Here is a 22,898-nt window from a genome sequence, read left to right as displayed (position 1 = left end):
AAAAGCCTCCTGTCTTGTTGAATATCAAAAGGTCGGGCTGGTGTAGAGCCGCCCTTGGGTCCAGGCGCGCGCGGCCTCGGAACGGGGGCGGCAAAGAACCTGATCGACCGGACCGCTTTCCGCGACCTGACCCGAATGCAGAAAGATCACCGCATCCCCCATGCGTCGCGCCTGTCCCAGATCATGCGTGACCATCACAATGGTCACGCCCCGCGCATGGGCCGCGTTGATCAGATCCTCGATCCGCTGGGTCGAGGCGGGATCCAGACTGCTGGTGGGTTCGTCCAGAAAAAGAAGGCGCGGCTTGCAGATCAGCGCGCGCGCCAGCGCCAGCCGCTGTTGTTCTCCCCCCGAGAGGATACGCGCTGGCCGCCGCGCAAGATCGGTCAGTCCGGCCATATCGAGCGCGCGCTCTACCTCGGCCGCGCGCCGGGTGCCGCGGATGCCATGCACCGACAGCGCGAAATTGAGATTGGCCAGCACTGATCGCCGCAACATGACCGGACGCTGAAACACCATTGCCTGGGCGCGCCGCGCGGCCCTGTCAGGCGCAGCCCCCTGCCACAAAATCTGCCCGGAAGAGGGCGGCAAGAGCCCGTGCAGGAGCCGCAAGAGCAGGCTCTTGCCCGCGCCATTTGCCCCCATGATCAAGGTGCGCCGACCCTCGGGTATCGCCAACGACACATCCTGGATCAGCCGTTTCCCCCCCGCCTCGAATGACAGGTCGCGCACCTCCAGCAAGCTACTGTTGGCAATGATCTCTGCCGGGGCGATATCCATTACCAGGTCACGCATAGGCTGCCCGCACCGCAGAGGCCCGTAGCGCCATCACCAAAGCATTGACCACAACCGCGATTGCCAACAACACGATGCCCAACGCCAGAGCCAACTGAAGATTGCCCTTCGAGGTCTCAAGCGCGATGGTGGTGGTCATCACCCGTGTGACATGGTTGATGTTGCCACCCACGATCAGCACTGCACCCACCTCGGCCACCGCGCGGCCAAAACCCGCCAGCGCCACGGTCATCAGACTATAGCGCGCATCCCAAAGGAGTGCAGAGACCCTCTGATGCGCCCGCAGGCCGAGCGACGCGAATTGTTCGGCATATTCGCCATGCAGATCCTCGACCACCTGCTTGGTAAGCGCCGCCACAATGGGTGTCACCAGAATAGTCTGCGCGATAATCATTGCCGCAGGCGTATAGAGCAATTGCAACGGAGCAAGCGGCCCCGAGGCCGAGAGCATAAGATAGACAAAGAGCCCGACAACCACAGGCGGCAGGCCCATCAGCGCATTCAGCAACACCGTCAACGTACCGCGTCCCGGAAAACGGAATGCGCCCACCAATGCGCCAAGCGGCAGGCCGATCAGGCAAGACAAGAGCACGGCCGACAACGTCACCCGCAGCGACAGGGCTACAATATTGCTCAGGTTCTGATCCCAGTTCAGGATCAGGGTCAATGCCTGTGCAATGATGTCACCAAAGCTGAACATGTGCGTTTTCTTCCCTCACAGGGAAAAAAAACACAAAAAGACAGAATACACCACCCCTAAGATGACAAAGCTTTCAAATTTCAGCAGGGTGCAGACGCCACAAACGTAGCGGTTGGTTGAGCACAGATCCCTTGGGGCCTTGGCTAAGATGGATATCGAACAGCCTGCCAATCACATCCCGTTTCGACTCGGCCATGCTGCGACGGGCCGGATCGACGCGGGTGAGATAGCTGATGAACGCGTCCAGATCTGCCACCGGCGTCGGCCGCTCATAGGTTACGGTGGCGTGACCTGTGGCATGGCCAGAGGCGACAATCGCATCAATCGCACGGATCGCGGCATGGCGTATCTCTGTCTCATCCTCAACCGGGCGCATTACCTCAAAAAACGCGCCTTCTGCCAATGGCTCAACGATGATCACCTCGCCACCGGGGCGCAGCACGCGCAACGCCTCTCGCAAAGCCGACTGCATCAGCGGCACCGGCACATGATGCAGCGAATTCAGGAAGACACAGGCGTCGAATGTCCTCGCCTCAAACGGCATCGCCTCGGCGCCGCACGCCTCGAACCGGGCCTCTGGCACAGCCAATCGTGCGGCGGCAACCGCCTCAGGCGCGGGATCGATACCAGTCACGGCAAAGCCCGCGCGCACCAGACTTCGGCTCAGCGCCCCTTGGCCACATCCGATATCAAGCACATCACGCGCTCCGATCTCGGAGAGAGCGGCAATGATGCGTGCGCCGGTATCCATTACGTCGGCCCGGGACTCAGTCACCTCCAAACTCCGCGCGCAGAGCCTCTGAATGTTCACCCAGCGCTGGCACTGGTCCCACTTGTATCGGTGCGCCGTCAATCTGCGCACCGGGGGCCAACATTCGCACCGGACCTGAGGGGGTCTCGACTGTGATATGACGGTTTTGCGGATGGCTCACCAGATCCTCCATCTCGCTCACTCGCCCATAGGCGATCCGCGCCGCGCGCAATTTGTCTGCCATATCATCGCGCGTGATGGCGCCAAACACAGACCGGAGTATCGCATCAAGCGCGGGGCGATTGGCAACCCGATTCGAATTACAGTCAAAACGCGGGTCGCGCGCCAGGTCCGGTTGCCCCAAAATCGCATCGCAGAACATCGCCCATTCCCGCTCATTCTGAATGGAAATCAGCACCGCCTTGCCATCGCTTCCCTGATAGACGCCATAGGGCGCGATGGTCGGATGATTGAGGCCCGCGCGAGATGGCACTTTGCCGCCATAGGCATATTGCAGGTAGGGCACATTCATCCAGTCACCCAGCGCATGAAAGAGTGACACCGCGATATGTCGCCCCTCGCCCGTGGTGGCGCGTCCGATGAGCGCCTCCAGAATGGCTTGATAGGCCGTCATTCCCGCTGCAATGTCACAGACAGAGACTCCGGTGCGCGCCGGGCCATGTTCATTGCCGGTGATGGAGGAAAGGCCGGTTTCAGCCTGCACCAAGAGATCATAGGCCTTGAGATCGGCCAGCGGACCTTCTTCGCCATAGCCAGAAATAGAGACCGTGATCAGACGCGGGTAATCCGCGCGCAGGCGCTCAGGCGCAAATCCAAGCCGGTCAATCGCCCCCGGCGCAAGGTTCTGGATGAACACATCCGCACGGGCGAGCATCCGCTCCATCATCGCGCAATCCGCCTCTTGCCGCAGGTCAAGACAGAGCGACTCTTTCCCTCGGTTTAGCCAGACGAAATAGGCGCTCTCGCCGTGGACGAGAGCATCATACCCCCGTGCGAAATCACCTTCAGGGCGCTCGACCTTGATCACTCTTGCGCCTGCCTCGGCCAGACGGCTTGACGCATAGGGGGCGGCAACCGCCTGTTCGACGGAGATTATGAAAAGACCGGCAAGGTCGCTACGCATGAAAGCCTCTTAACGTATGGGTCGCATTTTACCGGAGCATGCCCCATTCCGTTCGATATGAGAAATATCAGTCGCGTTGAACGGGTATAACGCCGGGCTATGGGGCATCATAGGCTTGCACTCTGACCTACCCAATTGATAGATGCTTAACCTATGGATATCCGCCAACTCCGCTATTTCATCGCCATTGCCGAAGCCCCCTCGCTCTCGGCGGCTGCGCATCGGCTAGGCGTCGCCCAACCCTCGCTCTCGCAGCATGTGGCCCGGATGGAAACGGAACTCGGGGTGCGCCTGATCGACCGCTCGCCGCGTGGCTCGATGCTCACGGCCGAAGGTCAGGTTCTCTTGCGCCATGCGCGCGAGATCACCATCGCGATGGAGCGCTGCGTGGACGAAATGCGCGATGCTTCGGGCGCACCGCGCGGCAAGGTGGGTTTTGGCCTGCCGTCCTCGGTCTCGATGGTGTTATCGGTGCCTTTGGCGGAAACCGTGCGGGTAGAACTGCCCGATATCCGTCTGCGCGTGGTAGAAGCGATGAGCGGATACATCAAATCTTGGGTCGGTGATGGCACGGTTGACATGGGCTTTATCTATGACCTGCAAAACGTCGACCATTTCCGCATTACCCATGTGCTCGACGAGCGCCTGCATATCTATTCCGCCCCCGACAACTGGCCGTTTGACACACCCCCCGGCACACCGGTGCCGCTGCGCGCGCTCGAATCGCTGGAAATGATCCTGCCAGAGGCCGCGCATGGCCTGCGCAAGACGATCGAGAGCTATGCTGCGCCGCTTGGCCTGCGCCTCAACGTGCCCATAGAGATGGACGCGATGACCCAGATCAAAGAGCTGGTGGCACGCGGCTCGGGCCATGCCATCTTTTCGCCTTCGGCGGTGCATGACGCGGTGGCACGCGGTGAATTGGTGGGCTCACCAATCACCGCCCCCGACATGGTGCGACCCGTTTATCTGGTGAGCAATCCCTCTTTTCCCACAAGCCGTGCAAGCCGTGCGGTCGAGGCGATCACCCTTGACGTGCTGCGCGATCTGGTGCGGCGTGGAATCTGGCAAGGCGAGTTACGGCTATAAGCGCGCCCAATGGCCGCAAGCGGGCATTGGTATTTCCGTCTTGGCCTAAAACCTGCCACCTATGCGCAAAACGTAAGAGGGTGACATGACGTCTTTTGATCCAACCGTAGACTATAGCGATATTCGGGAGGGTGTGGGCCGGGTCTGCGCGGAATTTCCCGGCAGCTATTGGCGCGACCTTGATGCGCGCCGCGCCTATCCAAAGGATTTTGTCGATGCGCTGATCCGCGAAGGTTATCTCGCGGCGATGATTCCCGAGGAATATGGCGGATCAGGTCTCAATCTGACAGCGGCGGCTGTCATCCTTGAGGAAATACACCGGCAAGGCTGCAACGCTGCCGCCTGTCACGCGCAGATGTATACGATGGGCACGGTCCTGCGCCATGGCTCGGACGCTCAGAAAGCGGCCTATCTGCCCGGTATCGCCGACGGTTCCTTGCGCCTTCAGGCCTTTGGGGTGACCGAACCCACCAGCGGCACCGATACGCTGGCGTTGAAAACCACCGCGCGGCGGGATGGCGATGAGTATGTGATCAATGGTCAGAAAATCTGGACTTCGCGGGTCGAGCATTCCGATCTTATGGTCCTCTTGGCCCGCACAACGCCGCGTGAAGAGGCGAAATCCAAGACCGACGGTCTCTCGGTCTTTCTCATCGACCTGCGCGGCAAGGTGGGACAGGGTATCGACATCCGCCCCATTCGCACCATGATCAACCACGCCACGACAGAGGTGTTTTTTGACAACCTACGCATTCCGGCGGACAGCCTTGTCGGAGAAGAGGGTAAGGGATTTCGCTACATCCTGTCAGGGATGAATTCCGAGCGTATCCTGATTGCTGCCGAATGTATTGGCGATACCAAATGGTTCCTGAAAACCGGGTCGGACTATGCTCGCGAACGGGTGGTGTTTGGCGCGCCGATCGGGGTCAATCAGGGGGTGCAATTCCCGCTGGCCCGCGCGCAGGCGCATCTGATGGCCGCCGAGGCGATCGTCTACCGCGCAGCTGCGATGTATGATGCAGGCCACAATCCGGGCGTCGAGGCTAACACCGCCAAACTGCTCGCCTCCGAGGCCAGCTGGGAGGCGGCAGAGGCCTGCATGCAAACTCATGGCGGCTTTGCCTTTGCCGAGGAATACGATGTCGAGCGCAAATTCCGCGAGGCACGACTTTATCAGATTGCGCCGATTTCGACCAATCTGATCCTGTGCCATATTGCCGAACAGGTGCTAGGCCTGCCAAAATCCTACGGACCCGGACGCGGGCAATAGGAGAACGGAATGAACGATTACGCAGATTGGATCGGACGCAGCTATAGCCGGTCAGAACCGATATCAGAACGGTTGATGCAGGAATATCGCGCGACGCTGGTGGGCACACTGGCAGAGGCCGATGTGCCGGTTGGGCTGCATTGGTGCCTTGCGCCCGATACTGTGACACCCGATCAACTGGGACGCGATTGCCATCCGAGAACCGGGATATTTTTGCCCGCACTCCCGCTGCCGCGTCGCATGTGGGCGGGGGGCGAAATCCAGTTTCACGCCCCCTTTACCTCCGATGATGTGGTCACGCGGGAGACAACGATTGATGATGTGACCTTCAAGGAGGGCCGCAGCGGCAAGCTGGGTTTTGTCACGCAACGCCATGTCTATAGCGTAAATGGCGCGGCCCGCCTGACCGAGCGTCAGGATATTGTGTATCGCGAAGATCCCAAACCCGGACAATCCATCCTGCCCACCGCCGCCGACGACTGGCCGGGGGCCACCACATGGCGGATCACGCCGGATTCGACCCTGCTTTTCCGGTTCTCTGCGCTCACCTTCAACGGTCATCGCATCCATTACGACCATCCCTACGCCACCGGCGTCGAAGGATATGAGGGGCTTGTCGTGCACGGCCCTATGCAAGCGGTGTGGATGATGAATCTGGCGGCGCATATCCTTGGGCGCTTGCCCGATCGGTTTTCCTATCGCGGACTGACACCGCTGATTTGCAACCTGTCCGTGGTGATTGAGGCGCGTGAGCGTGACGGCCATCTCGATCTGCGCGTCCGGCGCGAGGGGGATGGGGTCGCAACCATGGCGGCGCGGACCGAGTAGAATATATTGACATAACTAGAAACATCGTTATATTTGCTGTATGAGCATCACAAGCCCCACCGCCCGCGCCCTTGCCGCCCTCGGCCATGACACCCGTCTTGCGATTTTTCGCCTGCTGGTGCGTGCCGGCGATGCGGGTCTGAACGTTGGTGAAATCGGTCAGCATCTGGATCAGGCACCCTCGACGCTGGCGCATCACCTCTCGGCGCTGGTCGAGGCGGGGCTGGTGGTGCAGGAACGTCAGGGACGCAGTGTGATCAACCGCGTCGATTACGCTGCCATGCGAAGGACGCTGGATTTCCTGACTTCCGAATGCTGCACCGGGGTGAAACTGGCCAAGTCCGAGAATGCCGCCTGAGCGCTCTTTTTGGGCAAAATAAAACGATATTTCTAGGGATATAGACATGATAGACTCGAGCCTCCCGCAACCCCGCGCTTCCGCCTTTCTGCGCCGCCTGTGGAAAGATCATCGGATCTGGATGCTCTCGGCGCTGATCCTGATTGTGCTGACAATCCTTGACGCAACACAGGCACGCGCCACGCTGGTCTTTACCGCCGAGGCTCTCCTCGGCACTGCACCGTTCCTGCTCTTGTCCATCGGCATCGCGGCATGGGCTACGGCCACTGGTGCGGACAATCTGATCGCCCGCGCCTTTACCGGCGCACCGGCCCTGATGATCCTGCTGGCAGCGCTGGCGGGCGGGCTTTCTCCGTTTTGCTCTTGCGGAGTGATCCCGCTCATAGCCGCGCTGTTGGCGATGGGGGTGCCACTCTCGGCGGTCATGGCCTTCTGGCTGGCCTCGCCCGTCATGGACCCCTCGATGTTCATCCTCACCACCGGCGTTCTGGGGCTGGAGTTCGCGATTGCCAAGACGCTCGCCGCCATCGGTCTGGGCCTTATGGGCGGCTGGACCGTGCATCTCATGGGCCGTGCCGGAGGGCTAAGTGATCCGCTGCGTGACGGCATCGGTAACGGTGGCTGTGGCGGCAGCAAAATGCGCGCGCCCAAGCCGGTCGTCTGGCGCTTCTGGTCTGAACCCGAGCGCCGGGCGAAGTTTGGGCGAGAGGCGCTGAATGTGACTCTGTTCTTGCTGAAATGGCTCACTCTGGCCTTTGTCCTAGAGAGCCTTATGCTCGCCTTCATCCCGGCAGAAACCATCACGCAGGCGCTCGGCGGCACCGGTATTGGTCCGATCCTGCTGGGCACTCTGGTCGGTGTGCCTGCCTATCTCAACGGCTATGCCGCCCTGCCGCTGGTCGGCGGGCTGATCGGCCAAGGCATGGCCCCCGGTGCCGGTCTGGCCTTTCTCGTGGCAGGTGGCGTCACCTCCTTGCCCGCCGCAATTGCCGTCTGGGCCTTGGTCAAGCCCCGCGTCTTCGCGCTCTATATCGCGCTGTCGCTGACGGGTGCCTTTGCCGCCGGGTTTCTTTTTCAACTCTGGACCTTCGCATGAGGCAGCTTGCAATCGAGATTGTCGGGCTGGAACCCGGCACACGCCTTCTGGCCCCCTCAGGCATGTGCAGCCGACAAGACGCCGTGACAACGACGACAGTGACCGGCGGACAAATCGCCGCCGTCACGTTTGAGACCGAACTCGGCCTTGCCGCGCTTTGGATTGAGGCGGCGGGCGGTGCCTTGACCCTCACCCATACTCTCGCCCCCACAGCCAATGGCCAAGGTTACCCCGAGGCGATCTACACCGCGCGGGCCACGCCCTACACCAGCGCCGCCGACGATCTGGCAGAGGCCAGCCGCACCATCGCGACCCATGCAGGCGGTGGGCGGACGGGCATCGAGGCATTGGTGGCAGAGGCCGAGGCGCGTTTCACCTATGACCACCCCGAAGTGCGGTTCAACGACGACTCTGACGCGGTACCTTACCTTTCGTGCGGCACGACGCCCGGTTCATGCGTGGATATCAACACCTATCTCGTCGCCAGCCTGCGCGCGGCAGGCTACGAGGCGGGCTATGTCTATGGCTACTTCTTTCCGGAGGAGAAAGGCGGCATCACCCATGACATGCATTGCTGGGTGGTCACCCGTCACGCGGGCGAGGTGCTAGATTGGGACATCGCGCATCACATGAAGGCGGGGCTTGGCCCAACGCGGGCTGGGCTCAATCCACGCCCCGGCTGGCGTGTGGCTCTGGGGCATTCCATGGGGCACAGCTATGCGATGGACGACATCGTGGCCCGGTTCAAACTGTTGGCCGAACCGATGCAGCCGGGACCGAATGGCACATGGCAAAAACTGCCGATCGTCGCCCGCCTGCCCGCAAGCTGACCCTTGCAGCCCTGCCCGCAATTTGAGCATAAACCGCTGGGACTCGGCCTCCCAGCGGTTTAGTTTTGCCCAAAGGTAAATTTCTGTAGAAAAGTGACTGAATAAATTTTACCAATTGGTAAAACCAAAAAAACGACCCACCTGCCAACATGGAGATCAACATGACACGCCTGCCTCTCTCCCGCCGCCGCTTTATGGCCACCTCGGCCGGGGCTGCCCTTATCGCCGGGGCCTCTGGACTGCGTTCGCCTTTGCGCGCCGCTGAGCCCATCAAGACCGCTGGCATCTACACGGTGCCCGTTGAACAGCAATGGGTCAGCCGTATTCACAAGGCGGCTATGACCGCGCAAGAGCGTGGCGATGTCGAATATGTCTATTCCGAGAATGTCTCGAACACAGATTATGCCCGCGTCATGCGCGAATATGCCGAACAGGGCTACAAGCTTATCATCGGCGAGGTGTTCGCAGTGGAACAAGAGGCGCGCGAAGTGGCCGCCGATTATCCCGACATCGCCTTTCTGATGGGATCGAGCTTTAAACAGGATGACGCGCTGCCGAATTTCGCGGTGTTCGACAACTATATTCAGGACGCCTCTTACCTCTCGGGTATTATCGCAGGCGCCATGACCAAGACCGCCAATATCGGCATGGTCGGCGGCTTTCCGATTCCCGAGGTCAACCGCCTGATGCACGCCTTCATGGCCGGTGCCCGCGAAATGAACCCCGAGATCAAGTTTCAGGTGAGCTTTATCGGCTCTTGGTTCGATCCGCCCAAGGCTAAGGAAACCGCCTTTGCCATGATAGAAGGCGGCGCGGATATGCTCTATGCCGAGCGCTTTGGCGTCTCGGACGCCGCGCAGGAAAAGGGTGTGCTGGCCATCGGTAACGTGATCGACACCCAAGCGGATTACCCCGAAACCGTCGTGGCCTCTGCAATCTGGCATTTCGAGCCGACGCTCGACGCCGCCATCGCCGCTGTCAACGCGGGCAACTTCGCCGCGGCCGATTACGGCGTCTATTCCTTCATGAAGGAAGGCGGCTCGTCCCTTGCCCCACTCGGCACCTTCGAAGGCAAGGTGCCAGAGGCGGCATTGACGCTGGTGGCGGAACGCGAGGCAGCGATCAAGGCAGGCACATTCAGCGTCGAGATCAACGACGAAGAGCCGAAATCCTCCTGATATGACAGGCGCAGACGCGGCGCAGGTCGTTCTGCGCCTGGACCGGATTACCAAGCGTTTCGGCGCGCTCACCGCGAATAACGCGGTGAGCCTTGATTTGCACCGTGGCGAGGTTGTGGCCCTCTTGGGTGAAAATGGCGCGGGTAAAACCACGCTGATGAATATCTTGTTTGGCCAATACACGGCAGACGAGGGGCGGGTCGAGGTCATGGGCCGAGACTTGCCCCCCGGCAATCCGCGCGCCGCATTGGAGGCCGGCGTTGGCATGGTGCATCAGCATTTCACGCTGGCAGACAACCTGACAGTTCTGGACAACGTCACATTGGGGACAGAGCCGCTCTGGCGCTGGCGAATGGGCCGCGCTGCGGCCCGCGCCAAGATTGCCAAGCTGTCGGCGGATTTCCATCTGGCAGTCGATCCCGACGCCCGCGTCGGAAGCCTGACCGTAGGCGAGCGGCAGCGCGTCGAAATTCTCAAGGCGCTCTACCGCGAGGCGCGTATTCTCATTCTGGACGAACCAACCGCCGTCCTCACTCCGCAGGAAACCGACGATCTCTTTGCCACCCTGCGCGAGGCGGTGGCGATGGGCCTGTCGATCGTGTTCATCAGCCATAAACTGCACGAGGTGATGGATATCGCCCACCGGGTCGTGATCCTGCGACATGGCAAAGTGGTCGCGGCGATGGACACGGCCGACACTGACCGCCATGCGCTCGCCGCCGCGATGGTCGGCAGCGAAGTCAGCGCACCATCGGTCGCCCCCGGCACGCCGGGCGCGCCGCTCTTGCAGTTAGACGCGGTTACCACCCCCGACCAAGGCAGTGCGCCGGGGCTGAAATCTGTGACGCTCTCCCTGCGCGCAGGCCAGATTACCGGCCTCGCCGGGGTCTCTGGCAACGGGCAGGCGGCGCTTGCGAATCTTATTGGGGGCCTCACCGCACCCGCCTATGGACGGCTTGACCTTGACGGACAGGCCCCAACCGCATGGTCCCCCCGCACTGCCGTCGAACAGGGCATCGCCCGCATTCCCGAAGACAGACATAAAACCGGCACCATCTCCGATTTTTCGTTGACGGAAAACGCCATTCTCGAATCCTATCACAAGCCCCCGATGAGCAGGTCTGGCTGGATGAACTGGCACCGCGCAGAGGCTGAGACACTGGAAATCATCAAAGGATATGATGTGCGTTGTCCGGGGCCCGATACCCGCATCCGCCTGCTCTCGGGCGGCAATATGCAAAAGCTGATCCTTGGTCGTGTGCTTGAGGCGTCCCCCCGCATTATCCTTGCCAACCAACCTGTGCGCGGGCTGGACATTGGCGCGGTCAACTATGTGCATGAACAACTGCTCAAGGCGCGCGACCGGGGCGCAGCAGTCCTGCTCATTTCTGAGGATCTGGATGAGATTATGGCGCTCTCGGACGTGATCCATGTGATGTCCGAGGGGCGGCTTTCGCCCGAGTTTTCGCGCGGCAGCATGACCCCCGCCGAACTGGGCGTCTGGATGGCGGGGCATGGGTTTGACGAGGGGATGGCGCATGCGTCTTGAACCAATAGCCAACCCCAGCCTCGCGCGCAGCACCTTGCCGCCGGTCTTAGCGATTGTCACGACCGTTGTCGTTGCATCGCTTCTTGCGATGCTTGCCGGGGCTAACCCCTTTGCCGTGCTGGGGCTGATCCTCAAGGGGGCGGCAGGCTCGAAATTCGCCGTGTTAGAGACACTCAACCGCGCTACCCCGCTTATTTTTACCGGGCTTGCCGTCGCTGTCGCTTTTCGTGCCCGGCTCTGGAATATTGGGGCCGAGGCGCAACTCTATGCAGGCGCGTTGATGACGGTGGTGCTGGGCACCGGGGCGTTGCAATGGCACGCCGCAGCCCTCCTGCCCACGCTGGCCCTTGTATCAATGTTGGCAGGCGCATTGGTGCTGCTAGTTCCCGCCCTCCTCAAGGTACGGTTTGGCGTCGACGAAGTTGTCACAACGCTACTGTTCAACTTCATCTTCCTGCTGTTCATCTCGCTCTTGCTCGAAGGGCCGCTCAAAGACCCGATGGGCATGGGCTGGCCCAAATCTGAGCGCCTGATCACCGAGGCCCGTTTGCCCCGTATCGTCGAAGGGCTGCGCCTGCATTGGGGCTTTGCGCTTGCGCTGATCGCCGCCAGTCTTGTGTGGGTGGTCGAGCGGCGCACCACGCTGGGGTTTGAGATGCGCGCCGTCGGGCTCAACCGCGAGGCGGCGCGTTTTGCGGGCATCCCGGTCACTGCGGTTCTGATCAAGACAGCACTCCTTTCGGGCGGGCTGGCAGCCCTTGCAGGTTTTTCCGAGGTGGCGGGGGTAAAAGGCAGTCTGACTCTCGATCTCAGCCCCGGATTTGGCTACACCGGCATCATTGTGGCAATGCTGGCACTGCTCAATCCGCTGGGCGTCATCGCCGCCGCTCTCTTTGTAGCGGGTATTTTCGTGGGCGCTGACAGCATGAGCCGCGCGGTGGGCGTGCCGACATATCTCGCTGATATCATGCTGGCCACGGCCCTGCTCCTGATGGTGCTGGCGATCCTGCTCACGCGGTTCCGGGTGGTGAGGGAATAGCACATGGATATTCTCGATATTCTCTTCTCCGCCAGCTTCTGGGCCGCCGCGATCCGCATTGCCAGCCCGCTGATCTTTGCCACTCTGGGCGAGCTCATTTGCGAACGCGCAGGCGTGCTCAACCTCGGGATTGAGGGGATCATGGTGGCGGGCGCCTTTGCCGGGTGGATGGCGGTCTATTCCGGTCTGGGCCTTTGGCCCGGTGTGGCTGTGGCGATGGTGGTGGGCATGGGCTTTGGCGCGGTGCATAGCCTGCTGACCGTGCCCTTCGGCCTGTCGCAGCATGTGGTGGGGCTGGGGGTGACGCTATTGGCTACGTCCTCGACCTATTACGCTTACCGTCTTGCCCTGCCAGAGGTGACAAGCCCGCCCAAGATCGCAGCCTTCAAACCATGGGAAATCCCGGTTCTGTCCGAGATTCCCCTGATCGGCCCGGCGCTCTTTTCACAAACTCCGCTGACCTATCTGGCCTTTATCCTAGTGGTCGTGGTCAGCCTCATTCTCTATCGCACACCCCTTGGTCTTGCTCTGCGCGCGGCGGGTGAGAACCCGGCGGCGGTCGCGGCACAGGGGCTGTCGGTCACCGGTCTGCGTATGGGAGCGGTGATCGTCGGATCGGGGCTGATGGCTGTAGGTGGCGCGTTCCTGACCATGTCGGCGTTTGATTCCTTCTTCTTTGAGATGGTCAACGGGCGTGGCTGGATCTGCATCGCGCTTGTCGTGTTTGGCGCGTGGAAGCCGGGCAAGGCGCTGTTGGGCGCGGTGCTCTTTGCCGCCTTTGACGCGCTGCAGATCCGGGTGCAACAGACACCATTGGGGGCGGATATACCCTATCAGATCTTCCTGATGACGCCTTATGTCCTCTCGATCCTCGCCCTTATCGTCATGTCGCGCCGCGCAGAGGTGCCCGCTGCGCTGATGGTGCCATTCAACAAGGGAGAACGCTGATGTTCGATCTCATCGTCAAGGGCGGCACGCAGCCCGATGGCACCGTGGCCGATATCGGCATCAAAGGCGATCGGGTCACGGCGATAGGCCAACTCGGCGGGGCCGAGGCCGGGGAAGTGATCGACGCCACCGGCGATCTTGTGAGCCCTCCCTTTGTCGATCCGCATTTCCACCTTGATGCGACGCTCAGCTACGGCTTGCCGCGTATCAACGCCTCGGGCACGCTCTTGGAGGGGATCGGTCTCTGGGGCGAACTCAAGCAGATCGTGACGCAAGACGAGATGGTCGCCCGCGCGCTGACCTATTGCGATTGGGCCGCCTCGATGGGCCTCTTGGCAATCCGTAGCCATGTCGACACCTGCGACAACAGTCTCAAGGGTGTGGCGGCAATGCTGGAGGTACGCGACAAGGTCAAAGACTATATCGACCTGCAACTCGTTGCCTTTCCGCAGGACGGGTTCTATCGCGATCCCACCGCCCGCGCCAACACGCTGCGCGCCCTTGATATGGGCGTCGATGTGGTGGGTGGCATCCCGCATTTTGAACGCACCATGGCCGACGGTGCGGCCTCGGTCCGCGAACTCTGCGAGATTGCGGCGGCGCGTGGTCTGATGGTGGACATGCACTGTGACGAGAGCGACGATCCGATGAGCCGCCATATTGAAACGCTGGCCTGTGAGGCACAGCGCCTCGGACTTCAAGGGCGGGTGGCCGGATCACACCTGACCTCAATGCATTCGATGGACAATTACTACGTTTCCAAACTCCTGCCGCTGATGGCCGAGGCAGGTGTCGCAGCGATCCCTAATCCGCTGATCAACATCATGCTGCAAGGGCGGCACGATACCTTTCCGAAACGGCGCGGGCTAACGCGGGTCAAGGAAATGCAGGCACATGGCATCACCGTTGGTTGGGGTCAGGATTGCGTGCGTGATCCGTGGTATAGCCTTGGCACCGCTGACATGCTCGACGTCGCCTTCATGGGCCTGCATGTGGCCCAGATGAGTAGCCCCGAAGAGATGCGGCGCTGCTTCGACATGGTGACCCAGCAGAATGCAAGCATCCTTGGGCTGGACGGATATGGCCTGCACGTTGGCGCTATGGCCTCGCTCGTGGTGTTAGACGCAGGTGACCCAATCGAGGCGTTGCGCCTGCGCGCGGCCCGTCTTGCGGTGGTGTCAAAGGGGCGCATCATCGCCCACACACCGCGCGGTGATGCCACGCTCCGCCTGCCGGGGCGGCCGGGATCGGTGCGGCGGCGGCACCCAGTCGCATAGGCGCATCCCGGCCTATCGCACCCGATGACCACGCGGTAGGCTTGCACCTTGGGCACTAAGGCGGGAACATCGACCAAACCGTTCAGGAGTGTTTCGCATGCGTGCCCTTTTCCTACCTCTGACCTGCCTCGCCCTGCCTGCCATGGCCGATGACATCGCCCTCTCCAGCAGCGTCAGCGCCGTCACCCTCTATCCGCAAGGCGCGACGGTGACCCGCGAGGTGACCTTTAGCGCCCCAGCCGGACAACATGACCTCATCCTCGCCGATCTGCCACAGGGCACGCCGCTGGCTTCGGTGCGGGTTGCAATCAACGGCGCGCGCATGGGCGGTGTGACAACCCGCAGCGATTATGTGCCGCCGCGCGATGCCCCCGACAGCGCCGCACTAATCGACGCCCGCGCCGAGGTGGAGCGGCTCGAAGACGCGTTGCGGCGGGCCCGTGAAGACATCGCAGACATCGAGCTTGAGGCCGAGGCCGCCCGCGCGCGCATCACCTTTCTCGGACAAATCGGACAGGGTGAGGGGACCGCGACGATGACGCCGGATCAGTTGCGCGATCTGAGCAATGTGATCGGCAGCGAAACCCTAGAGGCCCGCAAAGCCGAAACCACCGCCACCCGCCGCGCCGAAGCCGCCAAACGTGCCCTCAAGGACCAGATCAAGGCGCGCGACGCGGCGAGGCAGGCGCTTAACGCACTCGTCCCCGAGGATGAGGCCCGCGCCATGCTCGCCGTGGCGATCACCACTGATACAGAGACCCAAGGCACGCTCACCGTGATCTATACCATTCCTGATGCGGGCTGGCAGCCGCTCTATGATCTGCATCTGGCGCGCGACAGCGGCGCATTGCGAGTAGAGCGGGGTGCCTTTGTGCAGCAATCCACGGGCGAAAACTGGCATGACATCGCACTTACTCTTTCAACCCTGCGCCCCTCTGAACAGACCGAACCGGGACAAATCTGGCCTTGGGTGCCGCGCATTGAGGATCCACAGGAGATCCAACCCATGGCACGCGGCAAGGCCGAATCCGCATTCATGACGCTGGCCGCGCCGATGGCAGGGGCACCCGCCGCCGACATGGCAACCGCCAGCTTTGACGGGCTTTCCGTCACCTACAGCTACCCCGCGCCCGTCAGTGTCACCACTGGCGCTGACCGTGTCCGCCTGATGCTGGCCCCGCTGCAAACTGAAGCCGAAATCGTAGCACAGGCGGTGCCGATGCGTGATCCAACAGCCTTTCTCGTGGCGCGGTTGACCAATGACACCGGCGAATTGCTCCTGCCCACTGCAGAGGCGCGGTTTTATCTGGATGGTCGCTATGTCGGGCAACGTTGGCTCGACCTGATCGCGGACGGGGCCGAAGCGGACATATCATTTGGTCCCATAGAGGGCCTGCGCCTGACCCGGCTGGTGACGGATCGCAACGAGGGCGACAGGGGCATTCTCTCCAAATCCAACCAACAGACAGAAGCCGTCGAGATCACCGTCGAAAACCTGACCGGCATAGCTTGGCCGCTGCGCGTGATCGACCGCGTTCCCGTCTCAGAGCAAGAGGATCTCGAAATCACTTGGACGGCTGATCCAATGCCCTCTGAACGCGATATCGACGGCGCACGCGGCATTCTGGCCTGGACTTTTGATCTGCCCGCCAGCCAGATGCGCAAAATAACCTTGAACACCAGCCTCAGATGGCCAGACGGCAAGGTGCTGCGCCAGTGATGCCTAGCGCCGCGCTTCCCAGCTGCTGGATGCGTATTGGCGCGTGTAGAACTCGCCCATCAACCCTATCATCAACAGGCTAAGCCCGACATAGATCGGATATTCAAGAGAGGTTCTGTGCGGGAAGTAATTTATGAAAACAAAGCCACGAGTTTGGTCGATGATGTGAAACAATGGATTCCAGTCGAACATGTTCATCATGAACGTGGGCAGGGTGTTGACCACGAACATCTTGCCCGAGGCAATCATGTTGGCGCGTTGATAAATCGACGAGAAAATCGTTACAAAACCGGGTGACCACGGCTTGATCGCCACGAGGACGAGCCCGACAGCAACGCCCGTGAACCAAGCCGCAAGCAGCATTCCAAAAGCCTGAATGGGTTGATGGATAGATATTGGCACAAAGCCCACATGATAAACAAACAGCACCACAAACAGAGACAAAACCTGAATATAGAGCGAGCTGAGCGCGGCAGACGAAATCGCAATGATCGTATTCATCGGCGCGTGCTGCATCATCGGTGATGACGGTCCCTCTGCACCAACGACCGCACTCAACGCCTTGATGTGGGTTATGTACATGAAAATGCCAGACATCATGAACAACAGAAAGTCGCCACGCAACTTAGTTCCCTTGAGGCCCAGCACGCTAAACATCAGGTAGAAGGCCAGAACCATGATAACAACGGTCATGATATTCTTGGCCAGAGCGACAATCGCATTTCCATCGCTTTTGCGGACATCCCGAACCGCTGCATAATAAATCAACTCAGCAATCACGATTGCTGAGTGCAGCCTTGAACGTGGACGCGTGGTTTTGAACATTGGAAAGTACCGCTGGCCTATGCTTTTGTGGTCCGGGTTTCTTGCTGTCCCGGTCCGATGATATCATAAGGGTATACGGGTAATCCATCGTTTAACGGCGCAAAGTGGCGCCTTGACGGCAAAGGAGCGGCGATTTGGAGTATGAACGGTTGATCTCGGTGATGCGCAAACTGGCGCTTGAGGCCGGTGAGCGGATCATGGAGATCTATGAGGCGGACGATTTCGCGGTGAAAGTGAAGTCAGATGCAAGCCCTGTGACCGAGGCAGACGAGGCGGCGGATGCGATCATCTCTGCCGGGCTGCGCAGCGAGTTTCCGCATGTGCCACTGGTGACCGAGGAACAAGCAGCTTCGCATGGCGAAACAGCAATGACGTTCCTGATCGTCGATCCGCTTGACGGAACCAAGGAATTCATCAACCGGCGCGGTGATTTTACGGTCAACATCGCCTATGTCGAGGCCGGCGTGCCCACGCGCGGCGTAGTTTATGCACCGGCCAAAGGGCGGATGTTCTACACGCTGTCGGATGGGTCATCCGTCGAAGAGGACGGCCCGTTTGACATGGATGTGCCCGGCAGGGTGCGGGCCGTTCGCGTTTCGGAACCTGACAATGCGGCGTTAATGGTTGTGGCAAGCAAGTCCCACCGCGATCAGGCAACAGATGACTATATCGGGAAATATGCGGTCAAAGACATGACAAGTGCTGGCTCATCGCTCAAGTTCTGTCTGGTGGCGACCGGCGAGGCCGATCTCTATCCCCGTTTGGGCCGGACGATGGAGTGGGACACAGCGGCAGGTCATGCCGTTCTGAGCGGTGCCGGGGGGCAGGTGGTGCGCTTTGAGGATCATCAGCCGCTGACCTATGGCAAGTCAGACTTTGCCAATCCATTCTTTATCGCACTTGCACCCGGCGTGGCATTGAAAGGAGCCTGACATGAGCGTGTTGATCGTCATTCCGGCGCGCTATGCCTCGACCCGCTATCCGGGCAAGCCATTGGTCACATTGACAGGGGCAACGGGCGAGGCCAAGAGCCTGATCCAGCGCTCTTGGGAGGCCGCACGTCAAGTGCAGGGCGTAGACCGTGTGGTCGTTGCCACCGATGATGACCGAATTCGGCTCGCATCCGAAGCGTTCGGCGCCGAGGTTGTAATGACCTCAGAGACCTGTGGAAATGGTACAGAGCGCTGCGCCGAGGCGCTCGAGGTCATGGGCGGTGAATTTGACATCGTCGTCAATCTGCAAGGCGATGCGCCGCTAACGCCGCATTGGTTCGTCGAGGATCTTGTGGCTGGACTGCGCGCGGATGCGGGGGCCGAGGTGGCGACGCCCGTGTTGCGCTGTGACGGGCGTGCGCTAAACGGATTTCTCGAGGACCGGGCCAATGGTCGGGTTGGCGGGACCACGGCAGTCTTTGGAGAGGGTGCGCGCGGGCTTTATTTCTCAAAGGAAGTGATCCCCTACACCGCAAAGCGCTATGAGCCGGAAGAGGCAACACCGGTTTTTCACCATGTAGGTGTCTATGCCTATCGCCCGCAGGCTCTGCGTGATTACGCGACATGGCCTTGCGGGCCGCTGGAGCAACTGGAAGGTCTGGAGCAGCTTCGATTTCTGGAACGAGGGCGCGCAGTGCTCTGCGTCGAGGTCGCGGCGCGAGGGCGTCAATTCTGGGAACTGAACAACCCCGAGGATGTGCCCCGGATCGAGGCAATGATGCGAGAGATGGGCATGGCCTGATCCTTGGGGGGAAACGACCGACATCCTTGGATGTCTTCGCAGAATGTGTAGATAAAGACAAACGACACTCAATTTTCTTGCAGCATCGCGGTGAGTTCGCGAATTAGCAACAATTCGCGGATTCCACTCTTAACACGATGCAAAGCTCCTTGCTGTTGTGTAAACTGAACTGAGAAACGAGATAGGATCAGGTGATGCGTACGAAGGTTACCAAGGCAATTTTTCCTGTCGCTGGACTTGGGACAAGGTTCCTTCCAGCAACGAAATCCGTACCCAAGGAAATCATGACACTGGTCGACCGCCCACTGGTGCAATACGCCATAGACGAGGCGCGCGCCGCTGGGATCAAGGAATTCATCTTTATCACCTCGCGCGGCAAGGGAGCACTGGAGGATTATTTCGACTACGCTCCCCAGCTTGAGGCCGAATTGCGCCGCAAGGGCAAAGACGATCTGCTCGAAATTCTGAAATCCACCAATATGGACAGTGGTGAGGTGGCCTATATGCGCCAGCACAAGCCGCTGGGTCTGGGGCATGCGGTCTGGTGCGCACGGCGGTTAATCTCGAACGAACCCTTTGCTGTTATTTTGCCGGACGACGTCATTGCGGCCGACAAACCGTGTCTTGCGCAGATGGTCGAGGCCTTTGAAGAGACACAAAGCAATATCGTAGCAGCTATGGAAGTACCTGATTCCATGACGAAATCCTACGGCATCCTTGATGTGAAAGAGGACATGGGCAGCATCGTGTCGACCAAGGGCATGGTGGAAAAACCCGAGGCTGGCACCGCCCCATCCAATCTGGCGGTGATCGGCCGCTATATTTTGACCCCCACCGTGTTGCAAAAACTTAACCGCAAACAAACCGGGGCCGGTGGCGAAATCCAATTGACCGATGCCATTGATGCGGCCCGCGAAGAGGGTGAAGAGGTTTACGGTTTCCGCTTTCAGGGGCAGCGGTTCGACTGTGGGTCCAAAGCGGGCTTCCTACAGGCGACTGTTGCCTTTGCTCTGGCGCGCGACGACCTGCGGGATGATCTGTGGAATTACATTTCGGACATGGTGCACTCTGAACAAGCTGCTCAGTAACAAACTGCGAAGGGACCGGCGGTGACGAATATTTTGGTCACAGGCGGAGCGGGCTATATCGGCAGCCATGCCTGCAAGACATTGGCGGCGGCTGGCTATACGCCCATCACCTATGACAATCTGAGCACCGGCTGGCAGGAGGCCGTTAAATTTGGCCCCTTTGAGCAAGGTGATCTGACTGATCGCACTCGGCTCGACCAGATATTTGCCGCCTATCAGCCAGTTGCAGTGATGCATTTCGCCGCCCTCAGCCAAGTCGGCGAGAGCATGAGTAATCCGGGTCTATACTGGCACAACAACGTTGCCGGATCGCTCTGCCTGATGCAGGCGGCTGTGGCCGCAGGGTGTCTGGACCTTGTGTTTTCTTCCACCTGCGCCACCTATGGGAATCAGGACAATGTGGTTCTGGATGAATCCTGTGCACAGCACCCAATCAACGCCTATGGGGCGAGCAAGCGCGCAATTGAGGACATTCTGCGCGATTTCGAGGCCGCACATGGGCTCCGGCATGTGATATTTCGCTATTTCAACGTGGCCGGAGCCGACCCAGCGGCCGAGATTGGTGAATTTCACCAACCAGAGACTCATCTCATCCCACTGATCTTGGATGCGATTGAAGGCAAGCGCGATGCGCTGACGATCTTTGGCACCGATTACGATACACCTGATGGCACTTGCATCCGCGATTATGTGCATGTTTGTGACTTGGTGGACGCGCATCTTTTAGGTTTGAAGTGGCTGGAAGAGAGCAAGGGCAGCCGGGCGTTCAATCTGGGGACTGGAACGGGATTTTCGGTGCGTGAGGTGATTGATCAATCTGCGACGGTAAGCAACCGCACGGTGCCTGTAATAGAGGGGCCGAGGCGGGCCGGTGACTGTACAAGGCTGGTGTCAGGCTCGACTCGCGCTACGAAAGAGCTTGGCTGGCAGCCCAAACGCTCGACCTTGCGGCAGATGATCGGCGACGCCCTGCGCTGGCATCAAACTGGACATTACGACAAATAACGCTGACGCAATCGCTTGAGGGATCACGGAGACCACATGGGCAAAGGCGAGGGGATCAGCGATCTGGCGATGGCCTATCGTCTGCGGTGGAAACGGCGGCGCTTGCTCTGGCGCAGTTTTCGCAAAAGGCATCAATTGCGCTGTGTTAGAGACAATACAGCACGAATTACCCCCGATGATGTCCTATGTTTCAGCACGGTGCGCAACGAGGCGCTGCGCCTGCCCTATTTCCTTGACCATCATCGGCGTTTGGGGGTCCGGCATTTCCTCATGGTTGAAAACGCGAGTGATGATGGCACACGGGAGTATTTGGCGGCACAGGCGGATATCTCGCTCTGGACGACGCAGCAGAGCTATAAGCTCTCAAGATTTGGGGTCGATTGGCTGACAGTCTTGCAGATGCGGTATGGCCATGGGCACTGGTGCCTGACGCTTGATGCGGATGAGTGTCTGATCTATCCCTATCATGACACACGGCCCCTCCCCGCACTCTGCACATGGCTGGAGGATCAGAATCTTCGGTCCTTTGGTACGCTCATGCTGGATATGTATCCACAAGGACGACTGTCAGAATACCGCTATGAGGCTGGATTAGACCCTTTTCAGGCGCTTTGTTGGTTCGATTCCGGCAATTACGCGATACGGCGTAAGCTGGATTTGCAAAACCTGTGGATTCAAGGAGGTCCGCGGGCGAGGATGTTTTTTGCGGACGATCCGCGTCGTGCGCCCACCATGGGAAAAGTGCCGTTGGTGAAATGGAACCGGCGCTATGCTTATGTAAGTTCGGCGCATTCGCTGCTGCCCCGTCACCTCAATCATGTCTATGACAGTGTCGGGGGTGAGATGACCTCGGGCATCCTCTTGCATAGTAAATTTATGAACACGGTGGTCGAGCGCGCCGTCGAAGAAAAACAGCGGCAGGAGCATTTCGCCAATAGTAGTCTCTATACTGGCTATTATGACGCCTTGCGGAGCGATCCGGACCTATGGTGTGAGAGCTCGACGCGATTCACCGGGTGGCGGCAACTCGAAGCGATGGGCCTCATGTCGCGCGGCGGCTGGATTTAGTTCATTTCAGCCATAAGATATTGATATTGCGAGGTATAATCCTGCCGCGTCTCGACCGGAGGACGCAGTGTGATACCGAGCCCTTGCATCATCACCGGGTCGGGTTTGCCAAAGAAGCGATCAGCCTCGGCAACGGTAAAACCCGCGATTTCCGTAGCTTCCATCCAAGCGCTGATTTTGTCGGCTTTCTTGATTTGCTTCTTGACCTCTGCCGGGATCGTGGCGGGCAGGCCAAAACGGATATGAATGGCCGCCGCGAGACGTTTGTCGAGATCGTCATAGCCGGGTCCGACCGCGTTCTTGACCGGGGAAATCATGTCTCCGATCACATACTCGGGCGCGTCATGCAGGAGGGCCGCAAGCCGCCATTTGGCGGGCGCGGATGGATTTAGGCGGGAATAGAGCCTTTCTACAAGCAAGGAATGCTCTGCCACGGAGTAAGCAAAATCGCCAAGAGTCTGTCCATTCCAACGGGCAACAAAGCTGAGGCCGTGGGCAATATCCTCAATCTCGATGTCCACCGGGGTGGGATCGAGCAGGTCGAGCCTGCGACCCGAGAGCATCTTTTGCCAAGCGCGAGGTTTGGACATGGGGCCTCCGGCAGTG

The 22,898-nt window shown here is 60.0% G+C and carries 23 protein-coding genes; 17 read left to right on the top strand and 6 right to left on the bottom strand.

Features of this window, described 5'->3' with window-relative positions; all coding sequences use genetic code 11:
• Positions 1-24 precede the first annotated feature (24 nt).
• From ACN0SW_RS14185 to ACN0SW_RS14170, 4 genes are all read right to left on the bottom strand, one after another.
• Positions 25-795, bottom strand: a complete 771-nt coding sequence (locus ACN0SW_RS14185) for an ATP-binding cassette domain-containing protein (protein WP_417728579.1) — start codon at positions 793-795, stop codon at positions 25-27.
• Positions 788-1,495, bottom strand: a complete 708-nt coding sequence (locus ACN0SW_RS14180; protein WP_417728578.1) for an ABC transporter permease — start codon at positions 1,493-1,495, stop codon at positions 788-790. The genes ACN0SW_RS14185 and ACN0SW_RS14180 overlap by 8 nt, the downstream gene beginning before the upstream one ends.
• Before the next feature lie 73 nt (positions 1,496-1,568).
• The gene (locus tag ACN0SW_RS14175; RefSeq protein WP_417728577.1) at positions 1,569-2,270 is read right to left on the bottom strand and encodes a class I SAM-dependent methyltransferase; all 702 of its coding nucleotides are present in this window, start codon (positions 2,268-2,270) and stop codon (positions 1,569-1,571) included.
• Positions 2,263-3,390, bottom strand: a complete 1,128-nt coding sequence (locus ACN0SW_RS14170; protein ID WP_417728576.1) for a CaiB/BaiF CoA transferase family protein — start codon at positions 3,388-3,390, stop codon at positions 2,263-2,265. Before ACN0SW_RS14170 ends, ACN0SW_RS14175 begins: the two co-directional genes overlap by 8 nt.
• A 153-nt stretch (positions 3,391-3,543) precedes the next feature.
• Between ACN0SW_RS14170 and ACN0SW_RS14165 the strand changes: the two genes are divergently transcribed.
• The 12 genes from ACN0SW_RS14165 (at position 3,544) to ACN0SW_RS14110 (ending at position 16,572) form a co-directional block, all read left to right on the top strand.
• Positions 3,544-4,479 carry a LysR family transcriptional regulator gene (locus tag ACN0SW_RS14165; protein WP_417728575.1) on the top strand — a complete coding sequence of 312 codons (936 nt, stop codon included), beginning with the start codon at positions 3,544-3,546 and terminating at the stop codon, positions 4,477-4,479.
• 85 nt (positions 4,480-4,564) lie between these two features.
• On the top strand, positions 4,565-5,749 hold the full coding sequence (locus ACN0SW_RS14160; protein WP_417728574.1) for an acyl-CoA dehydrogenase family protein: 1,185 nt from the start codon (positions 4,565-4,567) through the stop codon (positions 5,747-5,749).
• 9 nt (positions 5,750-5,758) lie between these two features.
• Positions 5,759-6,577 (top strand): FAS1-like dehydratase domain-containing protein, encoded by an 819-nt coding sequence (locus ACN0SW_RS14155; RefSeq protein WP_417728573.1) that lies wholly within the window; start codon positions 5,759-5,761, stop codon positions 6,575-6,577.
• 40 nt (positions 6,578-6,617) lie between these two features.
• On the top strand, positions 6,618-6,935 hold the full coding sequence (locus ACN0SW_RS14150) for an ArsR/SmtB family transcription factor (RefSeq protein ID WP_417728572.1): 318 nt from the start codon (positions 6,618-6,620) through the stop codon (positions 6,933-6,935).
• Between the two features lie 46 nt (positions 6,936-6,981).
• Positions 6,982-8,031, top strand: a complete 1,050-nt coding sequence (locus ACN0SW_RS14145) for a permease (protein ID WP_417728571.1) — start codon at positions 6,982-6,984, stop codon at positions 8,029-8,031.
• The gene (locus ACN0SW_RS14140) at positions 8,028-8,861 is read left to right on the top strand and encodes a transglutaminase domain-containing protein (protein ID WP_417728570.1); all 834 of its coding nucleotides are present in this window, start codon (positions 8,028-8,030) and stop codon (positions 8,859-8,861) included. The genes ACN0SW_RS14145 and ACN0SW_RS14140 overlap by 4 nt, the downstream gene beginning before the upstream one ends.
• 149 nt (positions 8,862-9,010) lie before the next feature.
• Positions 9,011-10,039 (top strand): BMP family protein, encoded by a 1,029-nt coding sequence (locus ACN0SW_RS14135; RefSeq protein WP_417728569.1) that lies wholly within the window; start codon positions 9,011-9,013, stop codon positions 10,037-10,039.
• 1 nt (position 10,040) lies between these two features.
• Entirely contained in the window at positions 10,041-11,588 is a 1,548-nt protein-coding gene (locus tag ACN0SW_RS14130) for an ABC transporter ATP-binding protein (protein ID WP_417728568.1), read from the top strand.
• Positions 11,578-12,627 (top strand): ABC transporter permease, encoded by a 1,050-nt coding sequence (locus tag ACN0SW_RS14125; RefSeq protein ID WP_417728567.1) that lies wholly within the window; start codon positions 11,578-11,580, stop codon positions 12,625-12,627. Before ACN0SW_RS14130 ends, ACN0SW_RS14125 begins: the two co-directional genes overlap by 11 nt.
• A 3-nt stretch (positions 12,628-12,630) precedes the next feature.
• Positions 12,631-13,575 (top strand): ABC transporter permease, encoded by a 945-nt coding sequence (locus ACN0SW_RS14120; protein WP_417728566.1) that lies wholly within the window; start codon positions 12,631-12,633, stop codon positions 13,573-13,575.
• Entirely contained in the window at positions 13,575-14,852 is a 1,278-nt protein-coding gene (locus tag ACN0SW_RS14115; protein WP_417728565.1) for an amidohydrolase family protein, read from the top strand. Before ACN0SW_RS14120 ends, ACN0SW_RS14115 begins: the two co-directional genes overlap by 1 nt.
• A gap of 97 nt (positions 14,853-14,949) precedes the next feature.
• The gene (locus ACN0SW_RS14110) at positions 14,950-16,572 is read left to right on the top strand and encodes a mucoidy inhibitor MuiA family protein (RefSeq protein ID WP_417728564.1); all 1,623 of its coding nucleotides are present in this window, start codon (positions 14,950-14,952) and stop codon (positions 16,570-16,572) included.
• Positions 16,573-16,575: 3 nt separating this feature from the next.
• Here ACN0SW_RS14110 and ACN0SW_RS14105 read toward each other — a convergent pair whose 3' ends face one another.
• Positions 16,576-17,397 carry an ABC transporter permease gene (locus tag ACN0SW_RS14105; protein WP_417728563.1) on the bottom strand — a complete coding sequence of 274 codons (822 nt, stop codon included), beginning with the start codon at positions 17,395-17,397 and terminating at the stop codon, positions 16,576-16,578.
• Between the two features lie 134 nt (positions 17,398-17,531).
• On the opposite strand from ACN0SW_RS14105, the gene cysQ reads away from it, so the two are divergent.
• The 5 genes from cysQ (at position 17,532) to ACN0SW_RS14080 (ending at position 22,292) form a co-directional block, all read left to right on the top strand.
• Positions 17,532-18,329, top strand: a complete 798-nt coding sequence (gene cysQ / locus ACN0SW_RS14100; protein ID WP_417728562.1) for a 3'(2'),5'-bisphosphate nucleotidase CysQ — start codon at positions 17,532-17,534, stop codon at positions 18,327-18,329.
• A gap of 1 nt (position 18,330) precedes the next feature.
• Entirely contained in the window at positions 18,331-19,131 is an 801-nt protein-coding gene (locus tag ACN0SW_RS14095; RefSeq protein ID WP_417728561.1) for a 3-deoxy-manno-octulosonate cytidylyltransferase, read from the top strand.
• A gap of 194 nt (positions 19,132-19,325) precedes the next feature.
• Positions 19,326-20,219, top strand: coding sequence for a UTP--glucose-1-phosphate uridylyltransferase GalU (galU, locus tag ACN0SW_RS14090; protein WP_417728560.1), 894 nt, complete (start codon positions 19,326-19,328; stop codon positions 20,217-20,219).
• A 21-nt stretch (positions 20,220-20,240) separates the two neighbouring features.
• Positions 20,241-21,224, top strand: a complete 984-nt coding sequence (gene galE, locus ACN0SW_RS14085; protein WP_417728559.1) for a UDP-glucose 4-epimerase GalE — start codon at positions 20,241-20,243, stop codon at positions 21,222-21,224.
• A 36-nt stretch (positions 21,225-21,260) separates the two neighbouring features.
• Positions 21,261-22,292 (top strand): glycosyltransferase family 2 protein, encoded by a 1,032-nt coding sequence (locus ACN0SW_RS14080; protein ID WP_417728558.1) that lies wholly within the window; start codon positions 21,261-21,263, stop codon positions 22,290-22,292.
• Here ACN0SW_RS14080 and ACN0SW_RS14075 read toward each other — a convergent pair.
• Complete coding sequence (locus ACN0SW_RS14075) at positions 22,289-22,882, bottom strand: HD domain-containing protein (RefSeq protein ID WP_417728557.1); 594 nt, start codon at positions 22,880-22,882, stop codon at positions 22,289-22,291. The genes ACN0SW_RS14080 and ACN0SW_RS14075 overlap by 4 nt on opposite strands.
• Between the last annotated feature and the right edge of the window lie 16 nt (positions 22,883-22,898).

Source organism: Roseovarius sp. (assembly GCF_048262375.1).
Classification (GTDB): domain Bacteria; phylum Pseudomonadota; class Alphaproteobacteria; order Rhodobacterales; family Rhodobacteraceae; genus Roseovarius.
Note: the sequence above shows the minus strand (reverse complement) of the source record. Positions and strands in the feature narration are given on the sequence as shown.

What these genes read in the sequence shown, in the direction of transcription:
- ACN0SW_RS14160 (WP_417728574.1), top strand. Translation starts at nt 4,565, where the DNA reads ATGACGTCTTTTGATCCAACCGTAGACTATAGCGATATTCGGGAGGGT.
- galU (WP_417728560.1), top strand. Translation starts at nt 19,326, where the DNA reads ATGCGTACGAAGGTTACCAAGGCAATTTTTCCTGTCGCTGGACTTGGG.
- ACN0SW_RS14165 (WP_417728575.1), top strand. Translation starts at nt 3,544, where the DNA reads ATGGATATCCGCCAACTCCGCTATTTCATCGCCATTGCCGAAGCCCCC.
- ACN0SW_RS14130 (WP_417728568.1), top strand. Translation starts at nt 10,041, where the DNA reads ATGACAGGCGCAGACGCGGCGCAGGTCGTTCTGCGCCTGGACCGGATT.
- ACN0SW_RS14145 (WP_417728571.1), top strand. Translation starts at nt 6,982, where the DNA reads ATGATAGACTCGAGCCTCCCGCAACCCCGCGCTTCCGCCTTTCTGCGC.
- ACN0SW_RS14150 (WP_417728572.1), top strand. Translation starts at nt 6,618, where the DNA reads ATGAGCATCACAAGCCCCACCGCCCGCGCCCTTGCCGCCCTCGGCCAT.
- ACN0SW_RS14080 (WP_417728558.1), top strand. Translation starts at nt 21,261, where the DNA reads ATGGGCAAAGGCGAGGGGATCAGCGATCTGGCGATGGCCTATCGTCTG.
- ACN0SW_RS14170 (WP_417728576.1), bottom strand. Translation starts at nt 3,390, where the DNA reads ATGCGTAGCGACCTTGCCGGTCTTTTCATAATCTCCGTCGAACAGGCG.
- ACN0SW_RS14115 (WP_417728565.1), top strand. Translation starts at nt 13,575, where the DNA reads ATGTTCGATCTCATCGTCAAGGGCGGCACGCAGCCCGATGGCACCGTG.
- ACN0SW_RS14105 (WP_417728563.1), bottom strand. Translation starts at nt 17,397, where the DNA reads ATGTTCAAAACCACGCGTCCACGTTCAAGGCTGCACTCAGCAATCGTG.
- ACN0SW_RS14125 (WP_417728567.1), top strand. Translation starts at nt 11,578, where the DNA reads ATGCGTCTTGAACCAATAGCCAACCCCAGCCTCGCGCGCAGCACCTTG.
- ACN0SW_RS14140 (WP_417728570.1), top strand. Translation starts at nt 8,028, where the DNA reads ATGAGGCAGCTTGCAATCGAGATTGTCGGGCTGGAACCCGGCACACGC.
- ACN0SW_RS14135 (WP_417728569.1), top strand. Translation starts at nt 9,011, where the DNA reads ATGGAGATCAACATGACACGCCTGCCTCTCTCCCGCCGCCGCTTTATG.
- ACN0SW_RS14095 (WP_417728561.1), top strand. Translation starts at nt 18,331, where the DNA reads ATGAGCGTGTTGATCGTCATTCCGGCGCGCTATGCCTCGACCCGCTAT.
- ACN0SW_RS14075 (WP_417728557.1), bottom strand. Translation starts at nt 22,882, where the DNA reads ATGTCCAAACCTCGCGCTTGGCAAAAGATGCTCTCGGGTCGCAGGCTC.
- ACN0SW_RS14155 (WP_417728573.1), top strand. Translation starts at nt 5,759, where the DNA reads ATGAACGATTACGCAGATTGGATCGGACGCAGCTATAGCCGGTCAGAA.
- ACN0SW_RS14110 (WP_417728564.1), top strand. Translation starts at nt 14,950, where the DNA reads ATGCGTGCCCTTTTCCTACCTCTGACCTGCCTCGCCCTGCCTGCCATG.
- ACN0SW_RS14180 (WP_417728578.1), bottom strand. Translation starts at nt 1,495, where the DNA reads ATGTTCAGCTTTGGTGACATCATTGCACAGGCATTGACCCTGATCCTG.
- ACN0SW_RS14120 (WP_417728566.1), top strand. Translation starts at nt 12,631, where the DNA reads ATGGATATTCTCGATATTCTCTTCTCCGCCAGCTTCTGGGCCGCCGCG.
- ACN0SW_RS14185 (WP_417728579.1), bottom strand. Translation starts at nt 795, where the DNA reads ATGCGTGACCTGGTAATGGATATCGCCCCGGCAGAGATCATTGCCAAC.